Raw genomic sequence first — 24704 nt, 5'->3', positions numbered from 1 at the left:
GAGGCTCATCGCCCGTGGCGCGGAAATCTGCAAGCTTTCCCGCGGATTCGCCAGGGTTCTCCCGGGCCGGCCGGGCGCCCCGGCGCCGGTTGCGGCTTGTCACCCGGCCGCGAAGGCCCGATGACGGGCGCGCCTGCCGGAAGGGGCCGATGCGCATCACCACCTGGAACGTCAATTCGATCAAGCAGCGGCTGCCGCACCTGCTCGGCTTCCTCGACGAGGCGAAGCCGGACGTGGTCTGCCTGCAGGAGCTGAAGTGCCAGGACGAGGCCTTCCCCCGCGCCGAGGTCGAGGCGGCGGGCTACGCCGTCGAGACGCTGGGCCAGAAGGCCTATAACGGCGTCGCCCTGCTGGTGCGGGCGCCCCTCGCCATGGCCGAGATCCGCCGCGGCCTGCCCGGCGACGCCGCGGACGAGCAGGCCCGCTACATCGAGGCCGTGGTGGCGGGGGAGGGCACCGCGCCCGTGCGCGTCGCCTCGATCTACCTGCCGAACGGCAACCCGGTCGACAGCCCGAAATACCCCTACAAGCTCGCCTTCCTCGAGCGGCTGCGCCGCCACGCCCGAACGCTCGCCGAGGCGGAGGTGCCCGTCGTGCTGGCCGGCGACTACAACGTCATCCCCGATCCCGCCGACGCCGCCGACCCGGAGGCGTGGCGCGCCGACGCCCTGTTCCTGCCGGCGTCGCGGGCGGCCTTCCGGGCGCTGCTGACCGAGGGCTACACCGATGCCGTCCGCGCCTGCGACCCGCGGGACGGGCTCTACACCTTCTGGGACTATCAAGCCGGCTGCTGGCCGCGGAATCAGGGGATCCGGATCGACCACTTGCTGCTTTCCCCCCAGGCCGCCGACAGGCTGGTCTCGGCCTCGGTGCAGAAGCATCTGCGCGGGTCGGACAAACCCTCGGACCACGTCCCCGTGACCGTGGAGCTGAGCGCGCACTGAAGAAGGGATAGCGGATACGATGATCGTCTACGGCACCAGCGTCTCGCCCTACGTGAGGAAGGTCCTCGTCGCCCTCTACGAGAAGGGCGTCGCCTTCGACCACAAGCCGGTTCCCTTCCACGCCGACGATGCCGGTTTCCAGGCTGCGAGCCCCACGGGCAAGATCCCCGCCCTCGAAGACGACGGCTACCTCCTCGCCGATTCCACCGCGATCCTGCACTACATCGAGGCGAAGCACCCCGAGACGCCGCTGATCCCCACCGAGGCGAAGGCCCGCGGCCGCGCCGTGTGGTTCGACGAGTACGGCGATGCGGAGCTGTTCCCGACGCTCATCATCCCCTTCGTCGAGCGTTTCATGAAGCCCCGGCTGATGCAGCAAGAGGGCGACGAGGCGCGGGCGCAGAAGGCCATCGCCGAGAAATTCCCGCCGCTGCTCGACTATCTGGAGAGCCAGATCCAGGGCGACTACCTCGTGGGCAACGCATTCAGCATCGCCGACATCGCGGTGGCAACGAACTTCCACAACCTGCGCTTGGCGAAGTTCGAGGTCGATTCGGGCCGTTGGCCGAAGCTCGCCGCCTGGGTGAACAAGACCCTGGAGCGTCCGTCCTTCGTGTCCGCCATCGCGGCGGCGAAGAACTGACCGGTTCGCGTCCCTCCCCCTCTGCGGGGGGAGGGGCGGGATTGGGGTGAGAACCGACACCCTCGCCGTCCTTGCGAGCGACGCGAAGCAATTAAGGGATGCGCTGCGTTCCGAGGCGTCCCGCTGCCGTAGATTGCTTCGCCGCGCTCGCAAAGACGGCGTGGGCATCCGGCGCCGGTGCGGGCCGCCCGGGCAGCCCCTCACCGCCGCTTGATCGACCCCACGGTCTGCAACTGCGTCTGCGCCTCGTTGCGGTCGTCCAGGGAGGCGGCCGTCCAGTTCTTGTCGTAGAGGCCGAGGATCCAGTCGTCCTTGCGGCCCTGAGCCCCGTCGCGGGCGAGGGAGAGCCAGACGAGGCCCTTCACCCGCTGCTGCGACAGGCCGCCCGCACCGTTGACCAGCATGTCGCCGAGCAGCGCCTGGGCCGGGTGGTGGCCCTTCTCCGCGGCGAGGTTGAGCCACCGCGCCGCCTGGCGGGGATCGGCCTCGACGCCGTTGCCGTCGAGGTAGAGCCGGGCGAGGTTGTACTGCGCGTTCGGGTCGCCGTAATACGACGCCGCGTAGTTGAACATGTCGTAGGCGCGCTCGGGGTTCGGGCGCACGTAGGTGCCCTTGATCCCGTCGAGGAAGTACGAGCCCAGCGCGGTGAACGCGCTGCCCGTCACCGCAGCGTTCTGCGTGTCGCCGACGTCGTCGGTGCTGGCATCCGCGAGCCGCGAGAAGAACTCGAACGCCTTCAGGTCGTCATGGGGCACGCCGTCGCCCTCGGCGTACATGCGGCCGAGCTTCCACAGGGCGAGGGCGTGGCCCTGGCCCGCGGCGTATTCGAGGGCGCGGGCGGCACCCTCCTTGTCGCCCGCGTTGTACTCACGCACGCCCGCCCGGAGGGCGTCCCGCGCCGAGCGGTAGCTCTTCTCCGCCGCCGCCGGCACCGGCGTCCGCATGAAGGCGTCCAGCGCCTTCGGTGCCGGGCCCTGCACCAGCAGGGCACCGGCCACGGCGGCCAGGACGATCACCCGAAGCCGGCGCGGGGAGACCCCGGCCGGTCCACACCGGCTGAGGGCGACCCTAGACGTCAGCATAGCTCTCCGTCTCCTGCGCCCCACCCGGATGGGTGACGGCGCCGTACAGAGCGGAGCCGACCCCCTGCGCGTACTTCCAGAGATAGCCCGAGGTGGCGGCGTTGCCCCGTGGCGCCCACGCCTTGCGGCGTTCGGCCAGCTCCTCGTCGCTCAGCGCCACCGACAGCGTGCCGTTGATCGCGTCGAGGGTGATCATGTCGCCGTCCTTGAGCAGGCCGATCGGCCCCCCCACCGCCGCCTCCGGCCCGACATGGCCGACGCAGAAGCCGCGGGTGGCGCCGGAGAAGCGCCCGTCGGTGATGAGGGCGACCTTCGAGCCCATGCCCTGGCCGTAGAGGGCGGCCGTGGTGGAGAGCATCTCGCGCATGCCGGGGCCGCCGCGCGGACCCTCGTAGCGGATGACCAGCACGTCGCCTTCCTTGTAGGAGCGGGACTGCACGGCGGCGAAGCAGGCTTCCTCGCCGTCGAACACGCGGGCCGGGCCGGTGAAGACCTGCGCCTCCTGCGGCATGCCGGCGACCTTCACGATGGCACCCTCGGGGGCGAGGTTGCCCTTCAGGCCGACGACGCCGCCGGTGGGGGTGATCGGCCGGTTGGCCGGATGCACCACGTCCTGGTCCGGGTTCCAGGCGACCTTCTCGAGGTTCTCGGCGATGGTCCGGCCGGTGACGGTCAGGCAGTCGCCGTGCAGGAAGCCGTGGTCGAGCAGGGTCTTCATCAGCAGCGGGATGCCGCCGACCTCGAACATGTCCTTGGCGACGTAGCGCCCACCGGGCTTCAGGTCCGCGATGTAGGGCGTGCGCCGGAAGATCTCGGCCACGTCGAACAGGGTGAACTCAATGCCGCATTCGTGGGCGATGGCCGGCAGGTGCAGGGCCGCATTGGTCGAGCCGCCGGAGGCCGCCACCGTGGCGGCGGCGTTCTCCAGCGCCTTGCGGGTGATGATGTCCCGGGGGCGGATCTGCTTGGCGAGCAGCTCCATCACCATCTCGCCGGCGGTGGCGCAGAACTTGTCGCGGATCTCGTAGGGCGCGGGGGCGCCGGCCGAGTAGGGCAGGGCGAGGCCGATCGCCTCGGAGACGGTGGCCATCGTGTTGGCGGTGAACTGCGCGCCGCAGGCGCCAGCCGAGGGGCAGGCGACCTGCTCCAGCTCGTCGAGGTCTTCGAGGCTCATGTCGCCCACGGCGACCTTGCCCACCGCCTCGAACAGGTCCTGCACGGTGACCGGCTTGCCGCGGAACGAGCCGGGCAGGATCGAGCCGCCGTAGATGAAGATCGACGGCACGTTCAGGCGCACCATCGCCATCATCATGCCGGGCAGGGACTTGTCACAGCCGGCGAGCCCGACCAGGGCGTCGTAGGCGTGGCCGCGCATGGTCAGCTCGACCGAGTCGGCGATGACCTCGCGGGAGGGCAGCGAGGCGCGCATGCCGCCATGGCCCATGGCGATGCCGTCGGTGACGGTGATGGTACAGAACTCGCGCGGGGTGCCGTGGGCGGCGGCGACGCCCTTCTTCACCGCCTGCGCCTGGCGCATCAGCGAGATGTTGCACGGGGCGGCCTCGTTCCAGCATGAGGCGACGCCCACCAGCGGCTGGTGAATCTGCTCACGGGTCAGGCCCATGGCATAGAGATACGAACGGTGGGGAGCCCGGTCCGGCCCCTCGGTCACGTGGCGGCTCGGCAGCTTCGACTTGTCGTTCACACGCGCGTCCATGACCCACACCGCAGCTTTGCTTGCCCTGACGGAGGGTGCGGCGCGGCGCAGCCCATCGCTCCCGGCGATGTGCCGATACAGTGCCCGCTCTCTCCGGAGGCTGACGTTTGTACTCGGTAAATCTTTGGCAAGACTGCCGTTTACCGCAGGCGTCGAAGTGGGCTTGGACTATGGCGGGATCGCGGCGCGGAGACGCTGGATCGGGGGCGGTCCCGGGATGCTTTTGCGGTGTTGCGACCCCGCCACAGCCACGCTTCGCGGGGCGGGGCGACCCCGCCGCCCTCCGCCGGGGCGCGATCCGCGATAGGATCGCCCGCCTAGGACCGGACGGGGCGGTGCGCGACACCGGGGGTCGGGAGACCCCTCATACGACGGTTTTTGGCGGGACGTCCCGCCGCCCTGGGTCGCTTCGCTTCGCCCGCAAGGACGGCAGAGGGGCGCGGGACGCGCGCCCGTCTTTGCGAGCGCAGCGAAGCAATCCCGCAGCGCCGCGTTCGGGTGGCGTCCCGCCGCCCTGGGTCGCTTCGCTTCGCCCGCGAGGACGGCCGAGGGGCGCGGGACGCGCACCCGTCCTTGCGAGCGCAGCGAAGCAATCCAGCGGCGCCACGTTCGGGGGCGTCCCGCCGCCCTGGGTCGCTTCGCTTTGCTCGCGATGACGGCGGAGGGGCGCTGGACGCGCGCCCGTCTTTGCGAGCGCAGCGACGCAATCCAGCGGCGCCACGTTCGGGGGCGTCCCGCCGCCCTGGGTCGCTTCGCGTCGCTCGCGATGACGGCGGAGGGGCGCGAGACGCGCGCCCGTCTTTGCGAGCGCAGCGAAGCAATCCCGCGGCGCCACGTTCGGGGACGTCCCGCCGCCCTGGGTCGCTTCGCTTCGCTCGCGATGACGGCAGAGGGGCGCTGGACGCGCGCCCGTCTTTGCGAGCGCAGCGAAGCAATCCAGCAGCGCCACGCCAGGAAAGGTCCCGCCACCCTGGGTTGCTTCACTTCGCTCGCGATGACGGCGGGGGCGCGCGGGACGCGCACCCGTCCTTGCGAGCGCAGCGAAGCAATCCAGGGACGCGCCACCTTCGCGGGCGTCCCGCGCCTGCCGTCGCCTCGCCCGCGAGGATGGGGGGCTTACGACGCGCCGGCGTGGGGGGCGGGCACCTCGGTGGAGATGGCATCGACGGTGCGCGGCATCGGGCTGCCCATGCCGTCCGAGCGCTGGATGCGGATCTGCTGGTTGACCGGCTGCATGTTGCCGTAGGGCGTCGAGAAGGCGATCTCGGCCGCGTCGCGCCCGACGCCGATCCGCACGAGGCCGTCCGGGTCCGCTTGGCGGGTGGCGTCGAACAGCCACCACCGCCCGTCGAGATAGGCCTCGAACACCGCGTGGAAGTCGCTCGGCACGAGGCCGTGGGCGTAGCAGCTCACGAAGCGCGCCGGGATGCCCAGCGCCCGGCAGAAGGCGGTGCCGAGATGCGCGAAGTCCCGGCACACGCCGGCCCGCTTCAGCAGGCTCTCGTCGGCGGTGGTCTGCTCGTCGCTGGCGCCGGGCTGGTAGGTCAAGTGGTCGTGGATCCAGTTGCAGATCGCGTTGACCCGCTGGTGGCCCTTGGGCAGGGCGCCGAACTCCGCCTGGGCGAAGGGCGTCAGCCGGTCGGAGGAGACGAAGCGGCTCGGCAGCAGGTAGGGCAGGATGTCGATGGGCAGCGTGGCGATGGGCGTCTCGTTGATCGTCGCCGGATCGGCCCGGTGGACGGTGAGATCGACCTCCGCCGTGTATTCCAGGGAGAACGGCCCGGTCGGCACGTTCACCCCGAGGTAGCGGTTCTGCGCGTCGGGATGGATGTAGACCTCGCGCTTGAGGTCCGGGGCGAGGGTCAGCGTCTCGCTGAGGATCTCGACGCTCCGCAACCGTGCGACCTCGAGGTTGAAGATGAACGTCGTGTCCGAGAGGATGTTGTAGGACAGGCTGCAACCCAGCGTGTAGCGCATCGCGTAATCTCTGCCGGCATGGTCTTGCCATAGCGCCAAAGCCGCCGCTGCGGCCACGGTTCCGCGTGTCCCTGCCCGAAAAAACGCCGCCGGCTCAGCCTTTTGCCCGCGGCGGGAGCACGGCCGCCGGGGGCACGCACGCGGCGGCACCGGGTGGGAAGCCACGCCGCATTCCGGCCCGCGGCGGGCTGCCTGAACCTTGGGCAGGGCGTCGGCGGGGGCGGGCGCCGCTACCGCTTCGTCAGCCCGCCCAGCACGTTGCGCAGGATGGCGTTGCCGACCTCCCGCCCGACGCTCCGGGCCATGGAGCGGGCGGCGTTGCCGATGACCTGCTCGGCGAGGCTCTGGGGCGCGCGGCGCTGGCCTTTCTTCGGCGCGGGCGTCCCGAACACGCTGCCGATGACCCCGCCGAGCATCCCCGACAGGCCGCCCCCGTCCCCGGCCGCCTCGCCGCCGCCCGCATCCAGACCCTTGCGCTTGGCAAGCATCTCGAAGGCGCTCTCGCTGTCGACCGCCTCGTCGTACTTGCCCCGCAGGGGGCTTTTGGCGATCAGGTCCGCCCGCTCCTGCGGCGTCAGGGGGCCGACCCGGCCCTGGGGCGGGGCGACGAGGGTGCGCTCCACGATGGAGGGCGTGCCCTTGGCCTCGAGAAAGCTCACCAGCGCCTCGCCGACGCCGAGTTCGGTGATCGCCGCGGCGACGTCGAAGCCGGGATTCTGCCGGAAGGTCTCGGCGGCGGCGCGCACCGCCCGCTGGTCGCGGGGGGTGAAGGCGCGCAGGGCGTGCTGGACGCGGTTGCCGAGCTGGCCCAGCACCGTCTCCGGCACGTCCAGGTGGTTCTGGGTGACGAAGTAGACGCCGACGCCCTTCGAGCGGATCAGGCGGACCACCTGCTCCACCGCGTCCAGCAGCGCCTTCGGCGCGTCGTTGAACAGCAGGTGCGCCTCATCGAAGAAGAACACGAGCTTCGGCTTGTCGAGGTCGCCGACCTCGGGAAGCTGCTCGAACAGTTCGGAGAGCATCCACAGCAGGTAGGAGGCGTAGAGCTTCGGCCGCTGCATCAGCTTGTCGGCGGCCAGGATGTTGACGACGCCGCGCCCGTCGCGGTCCGTGCGCATGAAGTCGTTGAGGTCGAGGGCGGGCTCGCCGAAGAACGCGTCGGCCCCCTGGTTCTCCAGCATCAGCAGCTGCCGCTGGATCGCGCCGACCGATGCGGCGGAGACGTTGCCGTAGGTGCCGGAAATGTCCTTCAGGTTCTCCGAACAGAAGGCGAGGAGGGCGCGCAGGTCCTTCAGGTCGATGACGGGCCAGTGGTTCTCGTCCGCGACCCGGAAGGCGATGTTGAGCACGCCGGTCTGGGTGTCGTTCAGCTCCAGAAGCCGCGACAGCAGGAGCGGCCCCATCTCGGTGACGGTGCAGCGGATCGGGTGGCCCTGTTCGCCGAACAGGTCCCAGAACACGGTGGGAAACCGGTCGGGCTCGTAGGTGGTGCCGATCTCCTCGGCGCGCTTCACGAAGGCCGGCTTGGCCTCGCCCGCGGCGGCGATGCCCGACAGGTCGCCCTTGATGTCGGCGGCGAAGACCGGCACGCCCGCGTTGGAAAAGCCCTCGGCCAGCATCTGCAGGGTCACCGTCTTGCCGGTGCCCGTGGCGCCGGCCACGAGGCCGTGCCGGTTGGCCAGCCGCAGGGTGAGCACCTCCGGCTTGCCGGGGCCCGAGGGGGGCACGCTCTTGCCGACCAGGATCGTCCCGTCGCCCGCCATCGCCCGCTCTCCCCGAATCCGCAACGGTTATGCAGGCCGCCCGCCGGCCCTTCAAGCACGGCTCCGGTTCACCCGCGCCGCCGGGCCGAAGCTTGATTTCCCGTGTGGCACGGACGATGGACACACTGGACCTTCTCTAATCGAGACATCTCCCATGGAAGAACTGCTCGCCCGCGTCTGTGCCCGCACCGGGCTCGATGCCGCGACCGCCCAGACCGCCGTCGGGCACATCCTCGCCTTCCTGCAGAAGGAGGGGCCGGAGGCGCAGGTGAGCCAGCTGATGGCGGCCCTGCCGGGTTCCGAGTCGCTCGTGGCCGAGTCGAATGCGGGCGAGGGCGGCGGCGGTGGCGGCCTGATGGGGATGCTCGGCGGCATGCTCGGCGGCGGCGGCGTCATGGCCCTCGGCCAGAAGCTGATGGCGGCCGGCGTTCCGATGGGTCAGATGCAGCCGCTCGGCCAGGAGCTGTTCACGGTCGGCCGTGAGAAGGCCGGCGAAGACGTGATGGGCCCGATTGTCGGGTCGATCCCCGGTTTGAATCAGTTCGTCTAAAAACGAATGTAGTTTTCGCGATGCGCAAATCTGTGCATCGCGGAACCTGTGCGATATCGCACTGCGGGATGGGCCGGCCTGGCCGAAGATGAAAAAACCGTTCCCGGGTGAAAGCTTGACGGAACCGGTTCACACAATCCCCGTTGTGAGGGTGTGCAGCCAGGCTCGAAGGTGAGAAGCCAGCCGCCCAAGTCCCGCAGGCCGACCATGCCCGTCTTCGACGCCAAGAATCTGGACAGGGAATTCGAAGGCCAGGCTCTCCTCGGGGCGATCCTTCACCCCACCCGCAGTGCCCGCACCCGGGCGCTCCGTCTGGGTCGCCTGCGTGCGGAGCGGAACTCGCTGATGGCCGACCCCTTCGCCATCGAGCCCCGCTTCCCGATGGCGGGCGATGACCTCACGCCGGTGAGCGCCCCCTCCAGCTGAGGGGCGCCCCTCACCATTCCTGGGGCGTGACGACCCCCTGCCGGGTCACGACCACCCACTGACGCCCGCGGCGTTCGATCGCCTCGACCCGTCCGGCCCCCGGCAGCGTGTCGCCGGGCGCGACCTGGAACAGGCGACGCCCCCGGTTCTCGATGATCGCGGCGCCCTCGAAGATGTCGCGCAGGGCGTAGGCCTCCAGCACGGCCGTCTTGGACGGTGCGGCGGGCTTGGCGGCCTCCGGCGGCTTCACCTCGGCCTGCTTCACCTCCACGGGTTTGGTCTCGACCGCTTTGGTCTCCTTCGGCTCGGCGAGGCTGCCGGTCTGCGCCGGCTCGGCCTTCGCCGCGGTGGACCGGGCGGTGAGGGCCGCGATCCGCGCCGCGTGCTCCCGCTCCGCTTGGTCGAGTTTCTCGGTGAGGCTCGCGAGCTTGGCCGTCAGGCTGCGGTCGAGCTGGGCGATCTTCTCGTTGAGGCTGTTGCCCTTTGCACCCTCCTTGCGGGCGCTCTCGGAGGCCGTCCGCAGGTCGCCGACCGACTGGTCGAGCTTGGCGAGGGTGGCCGAGAGCTTCGCGGTGTCGCTCCGGCCGGAATCGATGGCCGCGGCGAGGGAGGCGATGGCGGTGGCCGACCCCTGATCGCGGGAGGCGGCGCCGAAGCCGAGCATCGCCCCGAGGGCGAGCGCACTCCCCGCCACGGCGACGAGGCGCGATTCGGCGCGCATCAGGGTCTGAGCGAAGCGGCGGGGCGCGGCCAGGATCGCCGGCTTGGCGCGGCCGGTCTCGACCGCTTTGTCCTCCGCCGCGGGCTTGTCGGCGACGTCAGTCTTCGGCGTCTCGTCCGTCGATGTCGTCGGCTTGGCTTCAGTCATCGTCCTCGCCCCTGCTCGCGGCCTGTGCTGTAAGCAGTCGTTAAGGACGTTTGTTTACAAATTCCTTACCGGTCGGGCCGGGCCTTCCTTCACCCTTCTGGCCGACGCGTCGGCGGGCGCGACATGTCCCTCGGGTGGCGTCGCTCGCCGGGCAGGGACGGGGGGGCTCGCCGTTTCCGCCGCCCCCGCCGCCGATCAGGCCGCCAAGCCGCGCTTCTTCAGGAGGGGCGCGATGCTGGGCAGGCGGCCGCGGAAGGCGGTGTAGGCCTCGCGCGGGTCGCGCAGGTTGCCGGCGGCGTAGACGAAGGTCCGCAGCCGCTTGGCGGTCTCCGGGTCGAAGATGTCGCCGGCCTCGCGGAACGCGTCGAAGGCGTCCGCGTCGAGCACCTCGGACCACAGGTAGCTGTAATAGCCCGCCGCGTAGCCCTCGCCCCCGAAGATGTGCGCGAAGTGCGGCGAGCGGTGGCGCATGCCGATCTCGGCCGGGATCGCGATCCGCCGGAGGGCGTCCGCCTCGAAGGCCTTCACGTCGAGCCCCGCCTCGGCCTCCGCCGAGAGGTGCAGGGTCATGTCGACCAGCGCCGAGGCGGTGTACTCCACCGTGGCGAAGCCCTGGTTGAAGGCCCGGGCCGCCAGCAGCTTGGAAAGGAGCGCCTCCGGCATCGGCGCGCCGGTCTCGTGGTGGCGGGCATGGGCGCGCAGGATCTCGGGCTGCTCCAGCCAGTGTTCGTAGAGCTGCGAGGGCAGTTCCACGAAATCCCCCGAGACGGAGGTGCCCGCCAGCAGCGGGTAGGTGACGTCCGAGAGCAGCCCGTGCAGGCCGTGGCCGAACTCGTGGAACAGGGTGCGGGCGTCGTCGAAGGAGAGCAGCGTCGGCTGGCCCTCCGGCGCCTTGGCGAAGTTCATCACGTTGACGATGATCGGCGTGACCACGCCGTTCAGCTTCTCCTGGGAGCGGAAGGCGCTCATCCAGGCGCCCGAGCGCTTCGAGGCCCGGGCGAAATAGTCACCCAGGAACAGCCCCACCTCCGCGCCGCCGGCATCGCCCACCCGCCAGACCCGGACGTCCGGGTGGTAGCGGGGGACGTCGTGCAGCTCCGCGAAGGTCAGGCCGAACAGGCGGGAGGCTGTGTCGAAGGCCGCCTCGATCATCCGGTCCAGGGGCAGGTAGGCCTTGATCTCGCCTTCGTCGAGGTCGTGCTCGGCCCGGCGCAGCTTCTCGGCGTAGTGGCGCCAATCGTGCGCCCGCAGCGAGAAATTATGCCCCTCGTCCTGAACGATGGCCTGGAGCCGGTCCCGCTCCTCGATGGCCCTGGCCCGGGCCGGGGTCCACACGTCGCGCAGCAGCTCCATGGCCGCCTCGGGGGTCGCGGCCATGGTGTCGGCGAGCTTGAAATGGGCGAAGCTCTCGAAGCCGAGCAGCCGCGCCCGCTCGGCCCGGAGCTTCACGATCTCGGCCATCACGGCGCGGTTGTCGGTCGCCCCGCCGGATTCGCCCCGGCGGATCCAGGCCTCGTAGGCCCGCTCGCGCAGGTCGCGCCGGGTGGAGAAGACGAGGAACGGCTCGATGAGCGAGCGCGAGAGGGTGATGACGTGCCCGTCCAACCCCCGCTCCCGGGCGGCGCTGGCCGCGGCGGCGCGCAGGAAGGGCGGCAGGCCGGCCAGGTCGTCCTCGCCGGTCAGGGGCAGGGTGAAGCCGCTCTCGTCCGCCAGCAGGTTCTGGCTGAACTGGGTGCCGAGTTCCGACAGGCGCTCGGCGATGGCCGCCATCCGCGCCTTGGCCTCCGGGGCGAGCTCCGCCCCCGAGCGGCGGAAGCGGATGCGGTAGCGTTCCAGCACCCGGCGCTCCTCCGCGCCGAGGTTTTCCGCCTCCGGGTCGATGGCGGAGAGGCGCGCCCAGAGCTGCGGGTTCAGGTAGATGGCGCTGCCGTGCCGGGCGAGCTTCGGGCCCACCGCGCGCTCGATGGCCTGGAGGTCCGGGTTCGTGTGGCTGCCGGTAAGGTTGTAGAAGACCCCGGCGACCCGATCGAGGGCGACGCCGGCCCCCTCCATCACCGCCACGGTGTTGGCGAAGGTCGGCGGCGAGGGGTCGGCCGCGATGGCGGCGACCTCCGCCTCGTGGCTCGCCAGGGCTGCCTCGAAGGCGGGGAGGTAGTGCTCCGGCCGGATCGCCTCGAAGGGCGGCAGGGCGTAGGGCGTGTCCCAGCGCGCCTGGGCGAAGGGGTTGTCCTGCGGAAGGCGGTCGAGCCCGGCGGCGAGAGTGTCCGGCATACGCATCCCCAAGGGGCGCTCCGCCCCGCGCGCCTGTTCTGGTCCGATCCGGCGTCGGCGGCAACCGGCACGCGCGATCCGAATGCCGGCTCGGCCGTTAAGAGCGGGTGGGGGAACGGCCGAGGTCCGATGTCGAGAGTTGTCGCGTGGTCCGCCGGGTGTGGCGTGGTCCTACTCCTGGGCGCCGCCGCCGCGGCACAGGCGATCCCCCCGGACACGGCGCCGAAGCCGCCGGAGCGCCCGGCCGGTCTCGTCCCCGCGCCGCCCATCGCCGACGCGCCGGCCCCGCCCGAGCGCCCCGCCGAGCTGACGCCGGCCCCCGCGCCCAAGCCCGATGCGGGGGCGGCGATCCCGGTCCCGCCCCCGGTGCCGCCGGAGCGGCCCGCCGACCTCTCCGGCGAGGCCGCCCTCGCCCTGACGGTGGCGCCCCCCGACGACGAGGCGTGCCGGACCCGCCTGAAGCGCCTCGGCGCCGCCTTCGAGCCCCTCCCGCCCATCGCGGAGGGGCAATGCACCGCGCCGCTGCCGCTGAAGGTCACGGCCCTCGCCGACTCCATCGCCCTGCGCCCGGCCGCGACCCTCACCTGCCGCTCGGCCGAGGAGCTGGCGCGCTGGGCCACGGAGGTGCAGGTCGAGGCCCAGCGCGCCCTGGGCAAGCCCCTCGCCGCCCTCGACCTCGGCGGCACCTATGTCTGCCGCGGACAGAACCACGACGTCGATGCCAAGCTCAGCGAGCACGCCTTCGCCGACGCCATCGACGTGATGGGTTTCACCTTCGCCGGTCGGCCCCCCATCGTGGTGCGCGAGGCGCCGGGCGAGGCTGCGGAGGTGGCGTTCCTGAAGGCGGTGCGGGGGAAAGCCTGCGCCTACTTCCGCACGGTCCTCGGGCCGGGCTCCAACGCCGCCCATGCCAACCACTTCCACCTCGACGAGCGGGAGCGGCAGGCCGGGCACCGGCTCTGCGAGTGACTGCGACAGAAGGGGGCGGAACGCAGCCGTGGCGCCGAAGCTTGTGCGCGTGGGAGCCGTCCGCTCCCGGAGCGACAGGTCGATGACGAGTTCGTGGCTGAGGGTCCCCATGATCCTGGCGGTGCTGGCCCTGCCGGGCGTGGCCGCCGCCGCCGAGAAGGACAAGGACAAGGATAAGGACGCCCCGGCCAAGCCCCTGACGGAGGAGGTGGTGAACGCCGAGACCTTCCCGCCGCAGGATGCCGACCGGACGGACAAGGCGGCGCAGCCCCTCACCGTGAAGGCGCAGGTGCTCCTCGACCGGGCGCGGTTCTCCCCCGGCGCCATCGACGGTCGCGAGGGCGACAACTACCACCGGGCCATCGCCGCCTTCGCCGCCGCGAAGCACCTTCCGACCACGGACCACCTCACCAAGGAGGTGTGGGACGCGCTTCAGCCGGGGGATCAGGCCGCGGCGGTGAAGGGCTACACCCTCACGCAGGCGGATGTGGACGGTCCCTATGTCAGCCGCATCCCGCCCAAGATGGAGCAGCAGGCCGACCTCGACGCCATGGGCTACACCGGCGCCCAGGAGATGCTCGCCGAGCGGTTCCACATGAGCCGCGACCTCCTCGGCGCCCTCAACCCCGGCCAGGCGTTCGACAAGGCGGGCACCACCATCGCCGTCGCCGCCGTCGAGCCGATGGGCACCGACAAGATCACGGGCAAGGACCTGCCCCAGGATCCGAAGGTCACGCGCGTCACCGTCGACAAGACGACCCGGGACGTGCGTGCTTTTGGCGCGGACGGGCAGCTGCTGGCCTATTATCCGGCCTCCATCGGCAGCACCGAGAAGCCCGCCCCGAGCGGGGAGACGACCGTGAAGGGCGTCGCCTTCGACCCGGTCTACACGTACAACCCCAAGTATGGTTTCAAGGGCGTGAAGACCAAGCGGAAGTTCTCGATCCGCCCCGGCCCCAACAACCCCGTCGGGCTGGTCTGGATCGACTTGGCCATCCCCAGCTACGGCATTCACGGGACCCCCGAACCGGAGCGGGTGAGCAAGACCGAGTCTCACGGTTGCATCCGCCTGACGAACTGGAGCGCCCGAGACTTGGCCAAGCACGTCACCCGGGGCGCCAAGGTCGCGTTCAAGGACGAGTAGGCCGCCCCGTTCGCAGTCTTTTGAAGCCGCCGCGGCGGACCGGGATCCGCCGATCCCGGTTGCATCTGCGCCTCAGGTCGCCCAAAATGTATCTGCACTTAACATGGTGGGGGTCGCGGTGCTCCAACGTGGCGTGCTGTCGCTTGACACGCCCGCGTGAACGGGCGACCCACCTCAAGGTCTCGCTGGATCTCCCACGGCGGCGCGTCGGTCACGGCGCCCTCCCGAGATCCGAAGGACCGAAGTTATCGCGCGGAAACGACCCCGTCGGGGGCAGCAAAGGGAAGACAGCCCGGCGTGAGTGCTGACCTCAACGACGAATTGCTCAACGGAGTCCGTGTTCTCGTCGTCGAGGACGAGGCAGCCATCTCTATGCTGCTTGAGGATATGCTGCTCGACTTCGGCTGTACGGTCGTGGGACCGGCGGCCCGTCTGTCGACGGCCCTCGAGATGGCGGCTCGGGAGGTGTTCGATGTCGCCATCCTCGACGTGAATGTGGCCGGCGAGCCGATCTATCCGGTGGCCGAGGCCATCGTCGCCCGGGACCGGCCCCTGGTCTTCTCCACGGGCTACGGCGGCGCGGGCATCCGCGAGCCGTTCCGCGACCGCCCGGTCGTCCAGAAGCCGTTCAGCCAAGCCGACCTGAAGCGCACCCTGCTCGGCGCGATTCGCAAGGTCGAGGGCTGATTTCTTCGGCTTTCGGGCGAGGGGCGTCCGCCCGTCGCCGGGCCCATGCCGTAAGTCGCCCTAGCGTCGCTGCGCTCCCCATGCCGGGAAGGGTCGTGGTCCCTCCGGTCTGGCTCCAAAGCGCCGCGTCGGCGGCCGCGACGAAGCCCTCCGGGGATCGCCTGTTCCGTTGGGCCGCCCTACAGCCGCTCGATCTCGAAGGCGGCCGGGCAATGCTCCGGCCAGCCCCGTCCGCCCACGAAGACCGCATCGGCGCGCAACGTCAGGTTGGCGGACCAGGGGTGGCGGCCGATCCAGGCCCGCACGGCCCGGGAGAATCGCTGCCGCTTGACCGCGCCGATCGCCGTCCGCGCCTCGCCGAGCCGCGCCCGCGCCTTCACCTCGACGAAGACGAGGGTGCGGCCCCGGCGCACGATCAGGTCGATCTCGCCCCCCGCCAGGGACACCCGCCGGGCCACGGGCCGGTAGCCGCGCAGCATCAGCGCCCCGAGGGCCAGCCACTCGGCCCGGTGGCCGAGGCGGTGGGCCGCCTGCCGGCGGGCACGGGCGAGGTGAGCCGTCACGCATCCTCCCCATCGCCCTCGCGGGCGAGCGCCAGGGCGCGGGCATAGACCTGCCGGCGGGGCTGGCCGGTCTCGTCGGCCACGAGGCTCGCCGCGTCCTTGATCGAGTGGCGGGCGAGGGCGGCGCGGATCGCCGCGTCGAGGGCGGCGTCGTCCTCCGGCCCGGCGGCCTGGGCGGCGGCGGGGCCGACCACCACCACGATCTCGCCCTTGGGCGGCCCCTCCGAGGCGAAGCGCTCCGCGAGGTTGCCGAGGGTGTCCCGGCGCACGGTCTCGAACAGCTTGGTGAGTTCGCGGGTCACCGCGGCGGCCCGGTCGGCCCCGAGGATCGCGGCGGCGTCGGCCAGCATCTCGATCAGCCGGTGCGGGGATTCGAACAGCACGAGGGTGCCCGGCACCTGGACCAGCGCCTCCAGCCGGTTGCGCCGGGCGCCGGCCTTCTGCGGCAGGAACCCTTCGAAGAAGAACCGGTCGGTGGGCAGGCCCGCCGCGACGAGGGCGGTGGTCACCGCCGAGGGGCCGGGCACCGGGACGATGCCGATGCCCGCCTCGATCGCCGCCTGGACGAGCTTGTAGCCGGGGTCCGACACCAGGGGCGTGCCCGCATCGGAGACCAGGGCCAGGGCCTCGCCGGCCTTCAGGCGGGCGACCATCCGCTCGCGCACCGCCTCGCTGGAATGCTCGTGGTAGGCGATCAGCGGGGTGGTGATCCCGTAATGGGCCAGCAGGGTGCGGGTGACGCGGGTGTCCTCCGCCAGCACCGCGTCGGCGGCGGCGAGCGTCGCGAGGGCGCGGATGGTCACGTCGCGCAGGTTGCCGATGGGCGTGGCGACCACGTGGAGGCCGGGGGCGAGGGGCTCCGCCTCGCTCGCGAGGCCGAAGGCGGTGAAGGTGGCGCTGCGGGCGGAAGCCGGCCGGCCGGGTTCGATTCTGCGGTTCATCGATGGCGAGATTGCCACAGGCGGGCCGCCGCGTCGCTGCCGGGATGGTGGAGAACGGGGGAAGAGATGCGCCCGGCATTTACAACCTCCGGCGGGACCGACAGGCTTCCTCCGGAATTGCTGTAGGAGATCCTCCGATGGCGCAGGCATCGCGCTCGCGGGGTGTGCTCGTCCCCATCGTGCTCATCGGCACGACGGCGCTGTCCGGCTGTGTCGGCAGCGAGCGGACGGCCCGGAGCCGCCCCCCACCCGCCGCGGCGTCGGTGCCGGCCGAGCCGGCGGCGGCGCCCGACGGCCCGGCCGAGCGCATCGGCGCCGGCACGGTGAAGGTGGCCCTCGTGGTGCCGCTGACGGGGCAGGGAGGCGCGGTGGGCACGGCCATGCGCAACGCCGCGCAGCTCGCCTACGAGGAGGGGCAGCAGCCCGACCTCACCATCCTCGTGGAGGACGACCACGGCACCCCGGCCGGCGCCGCGGAGGCCACGGAGCGCGGCCTCAAGGCGGGGGCGGACATCGTGCTCGGCCCGCTCTTCGCGGGCAACGTCCGCGCCGCCTCGGTGGCGGCCAGGGCGGCGGGCAAGCCGGTCATCGCCTTCTCGACGGATGTGAGCGTCGCCGCCCGCGGGGTGTACCTGCTCAGCTTCCTTCCGCAGCCGGAGGTGGCGCGGATCGTGGAGGAGGAGGTCGCCACCGGCCGCCGCTCCTTCGCGGCGCTGATCCCCGAGACTGCCTACGGCAACGCCGTCGAGGCTCAGTTCCGCGAGGCGGTGACGAACCGCGGCGCCCGGATCGCGGCCATCGAACGCTACCCGGCCGGGGCACCGGAGGCCGCGGTGAAGCGGCTGTCCGGGGTGATCACCGGTTCCTCCGCCACCGCCGACGCGGTGTTCATCCCCGAGACGGCGGACGGGCTGCCGGCGGTGGCCGCCGCACTGGCGGGGGCGGGGTTCTCGCCCGCCCGGGTCCGTCCGGTGGGCACGGCGCCCTGGAACGAGCCCGCCCTGTTCGCCCTGCCGGCCCTCCAGGGTGGCCGCTTCGCCGCCCCCGACCGGGCTGGCTTCTCCGGCTTCAGCGCGCGGTATCAGGCGCGGTTCGGCGCGGTCCCGCCCCGGGTCGCCTCGCTGGCCTACGATGCGGTGATGCTGTCCGCGACGCTCTCGCGCCAGTTCGGCTCCCAGCGCTTCGCCGAGCCGACCCTCACCAGCGGCGCGGGGTTCGCGGGCATCGATGGGACGTTCCGGTTCAGCCCCGAGGGCACCAGCGACCGGGCGCTCGCCGTCTACGAGATCCGCAACAACGCGGTGAGCGTCGTGAGCCCGGCGCCGAGGGTGCTCGGCAAGCCGGGGTTGTAGCGCTCCCCCCGCCGCCGCCCCGCCTCAGTAGGCGTTCTCGGTCTTGAGCAGGGCGAAGGGCGTCGTCAGCAGGATCTGCAGGTCCAGCAGCACCGACCAGTTCTCGATGTAGTGGAGATCGTGCTCGATGCGGCGCTGGAGCTTCTCCGACGTGTCGGTCTCGCCGCGCCAGCCGTTGATCTGCGCCCAGCCGGTGATGCCGGGCTTCACCCGGTGGCGGGCGAAGTAACCGTCCACCACCTGATCGTAGAGGGTGTCCGCCGCCTTGGCCTGGAGGGCGTGCGGGCGCGGGCCGACCAGCGAGAGGTCGCCCTTCAGCACGTTGAACAGCTGCGGGAGCTCGTCCAGGGACGTCTTGCGGATGAACCGGCCCACCGGCGTCACCCGCGGATCGCCCTTCGTCACCATCTTGTTCGCGGTGGCGTCGCACTGATCGACGTACATCGAGCGGAACTTGTAGATCTCGATCAGCTCGTTGTTGAAGCCGTGGCGCTTCTGCCTGAACAGGATCGGCCCCCGGGAGGTGAGGCGCACGGCGAGGGCCACCGCGAGCATCAGCGGCGACAGCGCGGCGACGGCCAGCAGCGCGGCGCAACGGTCGAAGGCCGCCTTCACCACCACGTCCCAGTCTGCGATGGGCTTGTCGAACACGTCGAGCACCGGCACCGAGCCGAGATACGAATAGCTCCGGGGACGCAGGCGCAGCTTGGCCGCATGGGCGGAGAGCCGGATGTCGATGGGAAGGACCCACAGCTTGGCGAGCATCTGCAGGATGCGCCCCTCGGCCGAGATCGGGATCGTGAACACCACCAGGTCGAGGCGGTGGGTGCGGGCGTAGGCGACGAGGTCATCGACGTTGCCGAGCTTCGCCACGCCGGCCACGGTGTCCGTCGAGCGGTCGTCGTTGCGGTCATCGAACACGCCGACGACGCTGATGCCGGAATCGGGCTGGGTCGAGAGGGCCGCGATCAGCGCTTCCCCGGCTTCGCCGCCGCCGACGATGGCGGTGCGGCGGTCGAACCGGCCGGCCCGGGTCTGGGCCTCCACGAAGCGGGCGAGGGCGACCCGCCCGCCCAGAAGCAGGGCGAGGCCCCCGGCATAGTAGGTGCCGAGCCACAGGCGCGAGGTCTGGTCGGCGAGCTTGGCGAAGACCAGCAGGGCCGCGAGCACGAGGAAGGTCGTGGTCCAGGCCGCGATCATGCGGAGCGCCGTGCGGACGAAGGTGCGCATGGCCTGGAGCCGGTAGGCCCCCGCCGCCTGGGCGATGCCGACCGTCGCCACGGGGACGAGGCCGATCGCCCCCGCATAGGTCGCCACCGAGGCGACGTTCCCGTTCAGCATCACGCCGTAGAGGAGGGCGCCCAGGCCGAACAGCGACGTCCCTTCCAGCATGCGCACGAGGCCGCACAGCACCAGGGGCGACATGGTCGTCGGCCGGGCCACCGCCGCCGGCCTGTCCTGCCGCTGGGTGCCGGAACTGGGAATCGCGTAGGCCGATGCGGGGCCTGCCGCCTTCAAGATGTCGCGGACGTCGAAAGCACTCATCGCGCTGTCTTCCAGCCCCGTGGGAACGAGCGTATCCCCCGAGGCTCGCACGGTTGTTTCTCTGAATGCTTAAAGCTGCTGGTTGTGGTCCTTTCCCAGGATGACAAGCCTGACGGGTCAGGCCGTCTCCGCCGCGCCGACGGGGATGGCCGTGCGGGACTTGGCGCGGAGGGCCGCCGCGTAGCCGGAGAGCACCTCGGCGCCCATCCGCTCCAGGGAGAACCGGAGGCGCACGGACTCGCTCAGGGCCCGGAACCGCGCCTCCCGCGCCTGGGGGGCCTCGTCGAGGACGGCGGCGACGGCGGCGGCGAGGGCCCCCACGTCGCGGGCCGGGACGAGGCGGTCGGCGGCGGCGCCGAAGATCTCCGGCATGCCCCCGACATCGGTGGCCACGAGGGGTTGCGCCGCGGCGGCGGCTTCGAGGACGACGTAGGGCAGCGATTCCGCGAAGGAGGGCACCACCAGGATCTTGCCCCGGGCGAGGACCGAGCGGATCGGCTGGGCCGGCTCGAACGCCACGGCGTCGGCGATGCCGAGCTGCTGCGTGGTCGCGCGCAGGGCCGCCTCGTCCGGGCCGGACCCGACCATCAGGAGGCGGAGGGCGCGCCCCTCCCGCTGCAGGCTGGCGAAGGCCTTCAGCAGCACCGGAAGGCCCTTGGCCTCGCGCAGTTCGCCGACATAGAGCAGGTCGAACCGGTCGGCGGCCGGGGTGAGCGGCGCGAACTCGGATTCGCCGATGCCGTTGTGGACGATCCGGGTGGTCCGCTCGGGCCCCCCGACGAAGGTCCGGTGGCAATCGGCCACGTAGTGGCTCTCGAACAGGAACACGTCCGTCCGCCGGGCCAGCAGGCCCTCGGCCGCCATGTAGAGCCGGTGCAGGGCGCTGCCCGGCCGGTAATTGTAGCTCCCGCCATGGGGGGTGTAGGCCCGGATCACCGGGTGCCGGGACGGGGCGATCCGGGCATAGACCCCGCCCTTGGCCCCGTGGCCGTGCAGCACGTCGGCGCCGACCTCGGCCGCCCGGTCGCGGACGGCCAGGAGCGCAGTGCGGTCGGAGAGGTGCGGGTTGCGCCGCATCGGCAGGCGGCGCACGCCGAGCGAGAGGTGCGGCGCCAGGGCGGCGAGCGCCCGCTCGGCCTGGGCACCGCCGGTCGTGGCATCGCAGACGAGGCCCACGGCATGGCCCGCGGCGGCCTGGAGACGGGCGAGGTCCGAGACGTGGCGGAACAGCCCGCCCACGGGCGCCCGGAACACGTGCAGGATTCGCAGGGGCGCGGAGAAATCGCTCGAATTCGCTACCGCCACGACAGGCTCCTCGGCGTGATGCCGCGAAATCTGCTCTCGTGCCGATGTGCAGGGTATTAAGGCGTCTCTGGCCGTGCCGGCCTTTCGATGCGGAGAGTTAAACGCCGCTAAACGGCATCGCTCAACTCATCGGGACGCTCTGCAGGCTCGACCAGATCGTGCCGTAGTGGCAGACCGTGGCGATGAGGACGAAGGCGTGCCAGATGGCGTTCTGGAACGGCAGGGTCCGCCAGACGTGGAACACCACGCCCACCGAATACAGCGCGCCGCCGATGGCCAGGAGGCACAGGGCGGTGGGCTGGAGGGCGGCGATCACCGACTCGTAGGCGAACACGCCGCTCCAGCCGAGGATCAGGTAGAGGGCGATCGAGAGCCGGTCGAACCGGCCCGGAAGCAGCAGCTTCACCGCGATGCCAACGAGGGCGACGATCCAGATCACCGCCAGCAGCCCGTAGGCCACGGGGCCGGACCCCACCAGCGCCACCAGGGGCGTGTAGGTGCCCGCGATCATCAGGTAGATCAGGGCGTGGTCCGCCCGGCGCAGGAGCCATTTGCGCGGCCCCACGGGGTGAAGGTTGTAGGTCGCCGAGACCCCCAGCATCAGGACCAGGGCCAGCGCGTAGACGAACACCGCGGCCTGCGCCCCGAAGGCGAGGTGGGCGCTCACGGCGGTGAGGATCAGGGTCGCCGCGCCGGCGACACCGAAGGCGACCCCGAGGCCGTGCACGATGCCGTCGGCCAGGATTTCACGGGGCGTGTAGTTCCACGTCAGGGTAAGTGGACGACCGTCTTCCGCCAGAGACATCGCGGAGCCTCCCGCACACCGTGCTGGAGAGTAAGCCCGAGATGCCGGTCCCGTTCCACGGAAAGACTGCGCAATAGGAGTCTGTCCTGGGATTTCCGTGGATAAGCAGTGATTTGTGCCCTGCGTCATGGAATGCCGCAGGGCGAAAAGCTTACGCGCCCCGGGGCGCGAGGCCGGGATAGGGCCGTGGCGCCGCCCGCGCGGGCGCGCCCGCCGGCACGCCGCGGCTGAGGCGGGCGTGGACCGTGGCCGCCGTCAACACCGCCATCGCCATCACCTGATGCGCCAGGGCGGCCCAGAGGGGCACCGCCAGGAGCAGGGTCGCGATGCCGAGCCCGGCCTGCCCGACCACGAAGGCCGCCACCACCAGCGTCCGCCGGGCGGTCGCCGTGCCGCGGGCCGAGACCGCGGCGTCGGCGGCGTGCAGGAGGGTGAGGGCGAGGAGCAGGTAGGCGGCGAGGCGGTGGTCGAACTGCACGAGGAGGTGGTTGTCGACGAAGTTCTCGATCCAGGGGCGGACGGCGAACAGGCTGTCGGCGGAGGGCAGGAGCACGCCGTCCATGTCGGGCCACGTGTTGTAGACGAGCCCGGCATGGGAGCCGGCGACGAGGCCGCCGAGGAAGATCTGCGCCAGCACCAGGGGGGGGAGCAGGAGGGCCGTGGCGCGCAGGCGCGCCGGGGCGGGGGCGAGGGTGCCGGGGCGTTCGCCCGCGGCGAGCCAGACCAGCAGGGCCAGGATCAGGCTCGCGGTGGTGAGGTGCAGGGCAAGCTTCAGCGGGGCGACGGCGGTCATGCCCGGCTGGAGGCCGGAGGCGACCATGATCCAGCCGATGGCGCCCTGGAGCCCCCCGAGGATCCCAAGCGCCAGCAGGCCCCAGCCGAGGCGGCGCCGGATCATCCCCTTCCACCAGAACACCACGAGGGGGAGGAAGAAGACGAGGCCGAGCAGGCGGCCGAGGAACCGGTGGCCCCATTCCCAGCCGTAGAGCACCTTGAAGGCCGGCAGGCCGATGCCCTGGTTGAGGATCGCGTATTGCGGCGTGTCGCGGTACTTGGCGAACTCGCTCGCCCAATCGGCCTCCGACAGGGGCGGGACGATGCCGGTCACCGGCCGCCACTCCGTGATCGACAGGCCAGATCCGGTGAGCCGCGTCGCCCCGCCGACGGCGACCATGGCGATCACCAGCGCCGCGACCACCGCGAGCCACAGGCGCACCGCGGAGGAGGCGCCCCCCGCCGTCCGGTCCGTGATTGCGCCCATCCCGATCCTCCGCGCCGCCCGATGCCGGTGGGTTACGGGAACGCCGGGGCGGGGGCAACGCGCGCGGCGCCGCATGAGGTGCCGGGCAGCGGCGATGCGGCGGTTGCCTCGGGGGCGTCCGGGCGGTAGCCCCTGGCAAACGGACGAGGAGAAGGGGCGATGCCGCGACGCATCCGCGTGCTGATCGGGACGGTGGGCATGCTGGCCTTCGTCTGCCTCTATGCGCCCATCGCCATGGCCCTGGCCGACAGCCGCATCGCCGAGACCCCCGCGGCGATCCAGGCCATCCTCTACTCGATCCTCGGCATTGCCTGGGTCCTGCCGCTGATGCCGCTGATCCGCTGGATGGAACGGCCCGACTGAGCGTGGCCGTGCGTCCCCTCGTTTTCGCCGTACTCGCGGCCGAGACAGGAGCTTGAGCGATTCGCTTTGCCGCGGTCGCACCTCACCGTTCCCGCGAGTCCCGGCTGCATGTCTCCCACGCGTCTCGTTGCGTCGATCCTGTGCGTCGTCCCGTTCGCTGCCCTCGCGCAGGGGACGCCCCGCAGCATCGGCGATTGCGAGCGCCTGAAGAACGACCTCGCCTACAACCAGTGTCTGGCGATGTTCGGCCCGGCCGCCAAGAACGTCGCGGCGGGCTATGCCTCGGTCGATGCCGCCGCGGCCCCGGCCCTGCCGGAGGCCACCCCCGCGGAGCTGCAGCAGCAGGAGGCCGACGCCACGCCCCGCCGCGGGCGCCGCTACCGCCGCCACGGGCGCCAGTTCGCCATGTTCACGGCCGGCGGCGAGTCCCGCCGCCACCGCCGCCGGTAAGGGACGGGGTCAGGCCACGTTGAGCCGCCGGCCCCTGTTCCAGGCCAGGAACGGCACGCCGGAGAGGAGCCCCGCCAGGGCGGCCTGGGACTGGTGGCAGCCGTTCACCGAAACCCGCGGCAGGGCGTGCAGGTGCTCCGCGTGGCCGGCGAAGAGATGGCCCGGCCGGGTCGTCACCGCCGTCGCGAATCCCTGGTGCTTCGCCAGGGCGAATTCCCGCGGCCCCGCCGAGCCCGCATCGCCCACCGGGTAGGAAAGGTGCCGGACAGGCCGGCCCAGCTCCGCCTCGATCCGCCCCCGCCCATCGGCGATCTCGCGGGCGGCGTCGGCCGGGGGGTGCTTGGCGAGCATCGGGTGGCTCACCGTGTGGGCGCCGATGGTCACGGCGGGATCCTTCGCCAGATCCCGCAGGGCGTCCCAGCCCAGGCACAGCTCCGCCGCCAGATCGCCCGGCGCCAGGCCCGCCGCACGGCAATGGCCGGCGATCTCGTCCAGCAGGCGCGCCTCGCTGCCCCCGCGCAGGTCGCGGTACAGGGCCTCGAAGGCCAGGGCCTTCTCCTGCGGGCTCCGGCACGGCAGGTCGAGGGACCGTCCGCCCAGCGGCACGCGCACCCGGTCGAGCCGGGCCACCGCCCGTTCCAGCTCCACCCACCAGAGGCGCCCGCACCCGTCGGCGAAGCCGCTCGTCACGAATAGCGTCCACGGCACCCGGTGGCGCGCCAGCACCGGGCGGGCATGGGCGAGGTTGTCCCGGTAGCCGTCGTCGAAGGTCAGCACCGCGAAGGGGGGGCCGTAATCCCGCCGGCCCAGCCGCTCCGGCACCTCGTCGAGGCCGATCACCTCGAAGCCCCGGGCATCCAGTTCGGTGAGGGTCGCGTCGAGGAAGTCGGGGGTGATCGACAGGAGGCGGTTCGGCGCGAAGGCCTCCGGCGGCGCCGGATCGACCCGGTGGAAGGTCAGGATCACCCCGAGCCCCCGGGCCGCCGGGGCGAGCCAGCGGTCGGCCCCGGTCGCCGAGACCGCGCGGAAGCCCGCCTCGAACATGCGGTGCTTGGCGCGCGAGGAGAGCATGGTGAAG

The 24704-nt window shown here is 71.8% G+C and carries 23 protein-coding genes; 10 read left to right on the top strand and 13 right to left on the bottom strand.

Features of this window, described 5'->3' with window-relative positions; all coding sequences use genetic code 11:
- Window positions 1-149 precede the first annotated feature (149 nt).
- Both xth and MKK53_RS15735 read left to right on the top strand, forming a co-directional pair.
- Window positions 150-944, top strand: a complete 795-nt coding sequence (gene xth / locus MKK53_RS15740) for an exodeoxyribonuclease III (protein WP_243929651.1) — start codon at window positions 150-152, stop codon at window positions 942-944.
- Window positions 945-963: 19 nt separating this feature from the next.
- On the top strand, window positions 964-1587 hold the full coding sequence (locus tag MKK53_RS15735; RefSeq protein WP_243929650.1) for a glutathione S-transferase family protein: 624 nt from the start codon (window positions 964-966) through the stop codon (window positions 1585-1587).
- A 200-nt stretch (window positions 1588-1787) separates the two neighbouring features.
- On the opposite strand, the gene MKK53_RS15730 is transcribed toward MKK53_RS15735, so the two are convergent.
- From MKK53_RS15730 to MKK53_RS15715, 4 genes are all read right to left on the bottom strand, one after another.
- Window positions 1788-2669, bottom strand: coding sequence for a tetratricopeptide repeat protein (locus tag MKK53_RS15730; RefSeq protein ID WP_243929649.1), 882 nt, complete (start codon window positions 2667-2669; stop codon window positions 1788-1790).
- The gene (gene ilvD / locus MKK53_RS15725; protein ID WP_243929648.1) at window positions 2656-4386 is read right to left on the bottom strand and encodes a dihydroxy-acid dehydratase; all 1731 of its coding nucleotides are present in this window, start codon (window positions 4384-4386) and stop codon (window positions 2656-2658) included. Before ilvD ends, MKK53_RS15730 begins: the two co-directional genes overlap by 14 nt.
- A 1116-nt stretch (window positions 4387-5502) precedes the next feature.
- Entirely contained in the window at window positions 5503-6363 is an 861-nt protein-coding gene (locus tag MKK53_RS15720) for a transglutaminase-like domain-containing protein (protein WP_243929647.1), read from the bottom strand.
- Window positions 6364-6593: 230 nt separating this feature from the next.
- A complete protein-coding gene (locus MKK53_RS15715) occupies window positions 6594-8126 on the bottom strand; it encodes a helicase HerA-like domain-containing protein (protein WP_243929646.1) in 1533 nt (510 codons plus the stop codon).
- A 154-nt stretch (window positions 8127-8280) separates the two neighbouring features.
- On the opposite strand from MKK53_RS15715, the gene MKK53_RS15710 reads away from it, so the two are divergent.
- Both MKK53_RS15710 and MKK53_RS15705 read left to right on the top strand, forming a co-directional pair.
- Complete coding sequence (locus tag MKK53_RS15710) at window positions 8281-8676, top strand: DUF2267 domain-containing protein (RefSeq protein ID WP_243929645.1); 396 nt, start codon at window positions 8281-8283, stop codon at window positions 8674-8676.
- Between the two features lie 207 nt (window positions 8677-8883).
- Complete coding sequence (locus MKK53_RS15705; protein WP_243929644.1) at window positions 8884-9102, top strand: hypothetical protein; 219 nt, start codon at window positions 8884-8886, stop codon at window positions 9100-9102.
- 10 nt (window positions 9103-9112) lie between these two features.
- Here the strand turns inward: MKK53_RS15705 and MKK53_RS15700 are convergent, their stop codons facing one another.
- Window positions 9113-9970, bottom strand: coding sequence for a hypothetical protein (locus MKK53_RS15700; RefSeq protein ID WP_243929643.1), 858 nt, complete (start codon window positions 9968-9970; stop codon window positions 9113-9115).
- Between the two features lie 195 nt (window positions 9971-10165).
- Window positions 10166-12241 carry a M3 family metallopeptidase gene (locus MKK53_RS15695; protein WP_243929642.1) on the bottom strand — a complete coding sequence of 692 codons (2076 nt, stop codon included), beginning with the start codon at window positions 12239-12241 and terminating at the stop codon, window positions 10166-10168.
- 129 nt (window positions 12242-12370) lie between these two features.
- On the opposite strand from MKK53_RS15695, the gene MKK53_RS15690 reads away from it, so the two are divergent.
- From MKK53_RS15690 to MKK53_RS15680, 3 genes are all read left to right on the top strand, one after another.
- Entirely contained in the window at window positions 12371-13210 is an 840-nt protein-coding gene (locus tag MKK53_RS15690; protein WP_243929641.1) for an extensin family protein, read from the top strand.
- Window positions 13211-13292: 82 nt separating this feature from the next.
- On the top strand, window positions 13293-14354 hold the full coding sequence (locus MKK53_RS15685; protein WP_243929640.1) for a L,D-transpeptidase: 1062 nt from the start codon (window positions 13293-13295) through the stop codon (window positions 14352-14354).
- Window positions 14355-14651: 297 nt separating this feature from the next.
- A complete protein-coding gene (locus MKK53_RS15680) occupies window positions 14652-15041 on the top strand; it encodes a response regulator (protein WP_243929639.1) in 390 nt (129 codons plus the stop codon).
- A 179-nt stretch (window positions 15042-15220) separates the two neighbouring features.
- Here MKK53_RS15680 and MKK53_RS15675 read toward each other — a convergent pair whose 3' ends face one another.
- Together MKK53_RS15675 and rsmI are read right to left on the bottom strand one after the other, a co-directional pair.
- Complete coding sequence (locus MKK53_RS15675; protein ID WP_243929638.1) at window positions 15221-15604, bottom strand: YraN family protein; 384 nt, start codon at window positions 15602-15604, stop codon at window positions 15221-15223.
- Window positions 15601-16545 carry a 16S rRNA (cytidine(1402)-2'-O)-methyltransferase gene (rsmI, locus tag MKK53_RS15670; protein WP_243929637.1) on the bottom strand — a complete coding sequence of 315 codons (945 nt, stop codon included), beginning with the start codon at window positions 16543-16545 and terminating at the stop codon, window positions 15601-15603. The genes MKK53_RS15675 and rsmI overlap by 4 nt, the downstream gene beginning before the upstream one ends.
- A 137-nt stretch (window positions 16546-16682) precedes the next feature.
- Here rsmI and MKK53_RS15665 point away from each other — a divergent pair, with 137 nt between their 5' ends.
- Window positions 16683-17897: a penicillin-binding protein activator gene (locus tag MKK53_RS15665; RefSeq protein ID WP_243929636.1), complete on the top strand. Its 1215-nt coding sequence runs from the start codon at window positions 16683-16685 to the stop codon at window positions 17895-17897.
- Between the two features lie 24 nt (window positions 17898-17921).
- Here MKK53_RS15665 and MKK53_RS15660 read toward each other — a convergent pair whose 3' ends face one another.
- The 4 genes from MKK53_RS15660 to MKK53_RS15645 form a co-directional block, all read right to left on the bottom strand.
- Window positions 17922-19442, bottom strand: coding sequence for an undecaprenyl-phosphate glucose phosphotransferase (locus MKK53_RS15660; protein ID WP_243929635.1), 1521 nt, complete (start codon window positions 19440-19442; stop codon window positions 17922-17924).
- A gap of 117 nt (window positions 19443-19559) precedes the next feature.
- Complete coding sequence (locus MKK53_RS15655) at window positions 19560-20747, bottom strand: glycosyltransferase family 4 protein (protein WP_243929634.1); 1188 nt, start codon at window positions 20745-20747, stop codon at window positions 19560-19562.
- Window positions 20748-20868: 121 nt separating this feature from the next.
- Window positions 20869-21552 (bottom strand): PAQR family membrane homeostasis protein TrhA, encoded by a 684-nt coding sequence (gene trhA / locus MKK53_RS15650; RefSeq protein ID WP_243929633.1) that lies wholly within the window; start codon window positions 21550-21552, stop codon window positions 20869-20871.
- A 151-nt stretch (window positions 21553-21703) separates the two neighbouring features.
- Window positions 21704-22813 (bottom strand): COX15/CtaA family protein, encoded by a 1110-nt coding sequence (locus MKK53_RS15645; protein WP_243929632.1) that lies wholly within the window; start codon window positions 22811-22813, stop codon window positions 21704-21706.
- A gap of 159 nt (window positions 22814-22972) precedes the next feature.
- Between MKK53_RS15645 and MKK53_RS15640 the strand changes: the two genes are divergently transcribed.
- Both MKK53_RS15640 and MKK53_RS15635 read left to right on the top strand, forming a co-directional pair.
- On the top strand, window positions 22973-23176 hold the full coding sequence (locus MKK53_RS15640) for a DUF2842 domain-containing protein (RefSeq protein WP_243929631.1): 204 nt from the start codon (window positions 22973-22975) through the stop codon (window positions 23174-23176).
- Between the two features lie 108 nt (window positions 23177-23284).
- Window positions 23285-23626: a hypothetical protein gene (locus tag MKK53_RS15635; protein WP_243929630.1), complete on the top strand. Its 342-nt coding sequence runs from the start codon at window positions 23285-23287 to the stop codon at window positions 23624-23626.
- A gap of 9 nt (window positions 23627-23635) precedes the next feature.
- On the opposite strand, the gene MKK53_RS15630 is transcribed toward MKK53_RS15635, so the two are convergent.
- Entirely contained in the window at window positions 23636-24697 is a 1062-nt protein-coding gene (locus tag MKK53_RS15630) for a polysaccharide deacetylase family protein (RefSeq protein ID WP_243929937.1), read from the bottom strand.
- Window positions 24698-24704: the final 7 nt, after the last annotated feature.

Source organism: Methylobacterium sp. J-076 (assembly GCF_022829405.1).
In the GTDB taxonomy this organism is placed as follows: Bacteria; Pseudomonadota; Alphaproteobacteria; order Rhizobiales; family Beijerinckiaceae; genus Methylobacterium.
Note: the sequence above shows the minus strand (reverse complement) of the source record. Positions and strands in the feature narration are given on the sequence as shown.

What these genes read in the sequence shown, in the direction of transcription:
- MKK53_RS15645 (WP_243929632.1), bottom strand. Translation starts at nt 22,813, where the DNA reads ATGGGCGCAATCACGGACCGGACGGCGGGGGGCGCCTCCTCCGCGGTG.
- xth (WP_243929651.1), top strand. Translation starts at nt 150, where the DNA reads ATGCGCATCACCACCTGGAACGTCAATTCGATCAAGCAGCGGCTGCCG.
- MKK53_RS15735 (WP_243929650.1), top strand. Translation starts at nt 964, where the DNA reads ATGATCGTCTACGGCACCAGCGTCTCGCCCTACGTGAGGAAGGTCCTC.
- MKK53_RS15690 (WP_243929641.1), top strand. Translation starts at nt 12,371, where the DNA reads ATGTCGAGAGTTGTCGCGTGGTCCGCCGGGTGTGGCGTGGTCCTACTC.
- MKK53_RS15630 (WP_243929937.1), bottom strand. Translation starts at nt 24,697, where the DNA reads ATGCTCTCCTCGCGCGCCAAGCACCGCATGTTCGAGGCGGGCTTCCGC.
- MKK53_RS15635 (WP_243929630.1), top strand. Translation starts at nt 23,285, where the DNA reads ATGTCTCCCACGCGTCTCGTTGCGTCGATCCTGTGCGTCGTCCCGTTC.
- MKK53_RS15660 (WP_243929635.1), bottom strand. Translation starts at nt 19,442, where the DNA reads ATGAGTGCTTTCGACGTCCGCGACATCTTGAAGGCGGCAGGCCCCGCA.
- MKK53_RS15695 (WP_243929642.1), bottom strand. Translation starts at nt 12,241, where the DNA reads ATGCCGGACACTCTCGCCGCCGGGCTCGACCGCCTTCCGCAGGACAAC.
- MKK53_RS15710 (WP_243929645.1), top strand. Translation starts at nt 8,281, where the DNA reads ATGGAAGAACTGCTCGCCCGCGTCTGTGCCCGCACCGGGCTCGATGCC.
- MKK53_RS15720 (WP_243929647.1), bottom strand. Translation starts at nt 6,363, where the DNA reads ATGCGCTACACGCTGGGTTGCAGCCTGTCCTACAACATCCTCTCGGAC.
- rsmI (WP_243929637.1), bottom strand. Translation starts at nt 16,545, where the DNA reads ATGAACCGCAGAATCGAACCCGGCCGGCCGGCTTCCGCCCGCAGCGCC.
- MKK53_RS15730 (WP_243929649.1), bottom strand. Translation starts at nt 2,669, where the DNA reads ATGCTGACGTCTAGGGTCGCCCTCAGCCGGTGTGGACCGGCCGGGGTC.
- trhA (WP_243929633.1), bottom strand. Translation starts at nt 21,552, where the DNA reads ATGTCTCTGGCGGAAGACGGTCGTCCACTTACCCTGACGTGGAACTAC.
- ilvD (WP_243929648.1), bottom strand. Translation starts at nt 4,386, where the DNA reads ATGGACGCGCGTGTGAACGACAAGTCGAAGCTGCCGAGCCGCCACGTG.
- MKK53_RS15715 (WP_243929646.1), bottom strand. Translation starts at nt 8,126, where the DNA reads ATGGCGGGCGACGGGACGATCCTGGTCGGCAAGAGCGTGCCCCCCTCG.
- MKK53_RS15640 (WP_243929631.1), top strand. Translation starts at nt 22,973, where the DNA reads ATGCCGCGACGCATCCGCGTGCTGATCGGGACGGTGGGCATGCTGGCC.
- MKK53_RS15705 (WP_243929644.1), top strand. Translation starts at nt 8,884, where the DNA reads ATGCCCGTCTTCGACGCCAAGAATCTGGACAGGGAATTCGAAGGCCAG.
- MKK53_RS15665 (WP_243929636.1), top strand. Translation starts at nt 16,683, where the DNA reads ATGGCGCAGGCATCGCGCTCGCGGGGTGTGCTCGTCCCCATCGTGCTC.
- MKK53_RS15700 (WP_243929643.1), bottom strand. Translation starts at nt 9,970, where the DNA reads ATGACTGAAGCCAAGCCGACGACATCGACGGACGAGACGCCGAAGACT.
- MKK53_RS15685 (WP_243929640.1), top strand. Translation starts at nt 13,293, where the DNA reads ATGACGAGTTCGTGGCTGAGGGTCCCCATGATCCTGGCGGTGCTGGCC.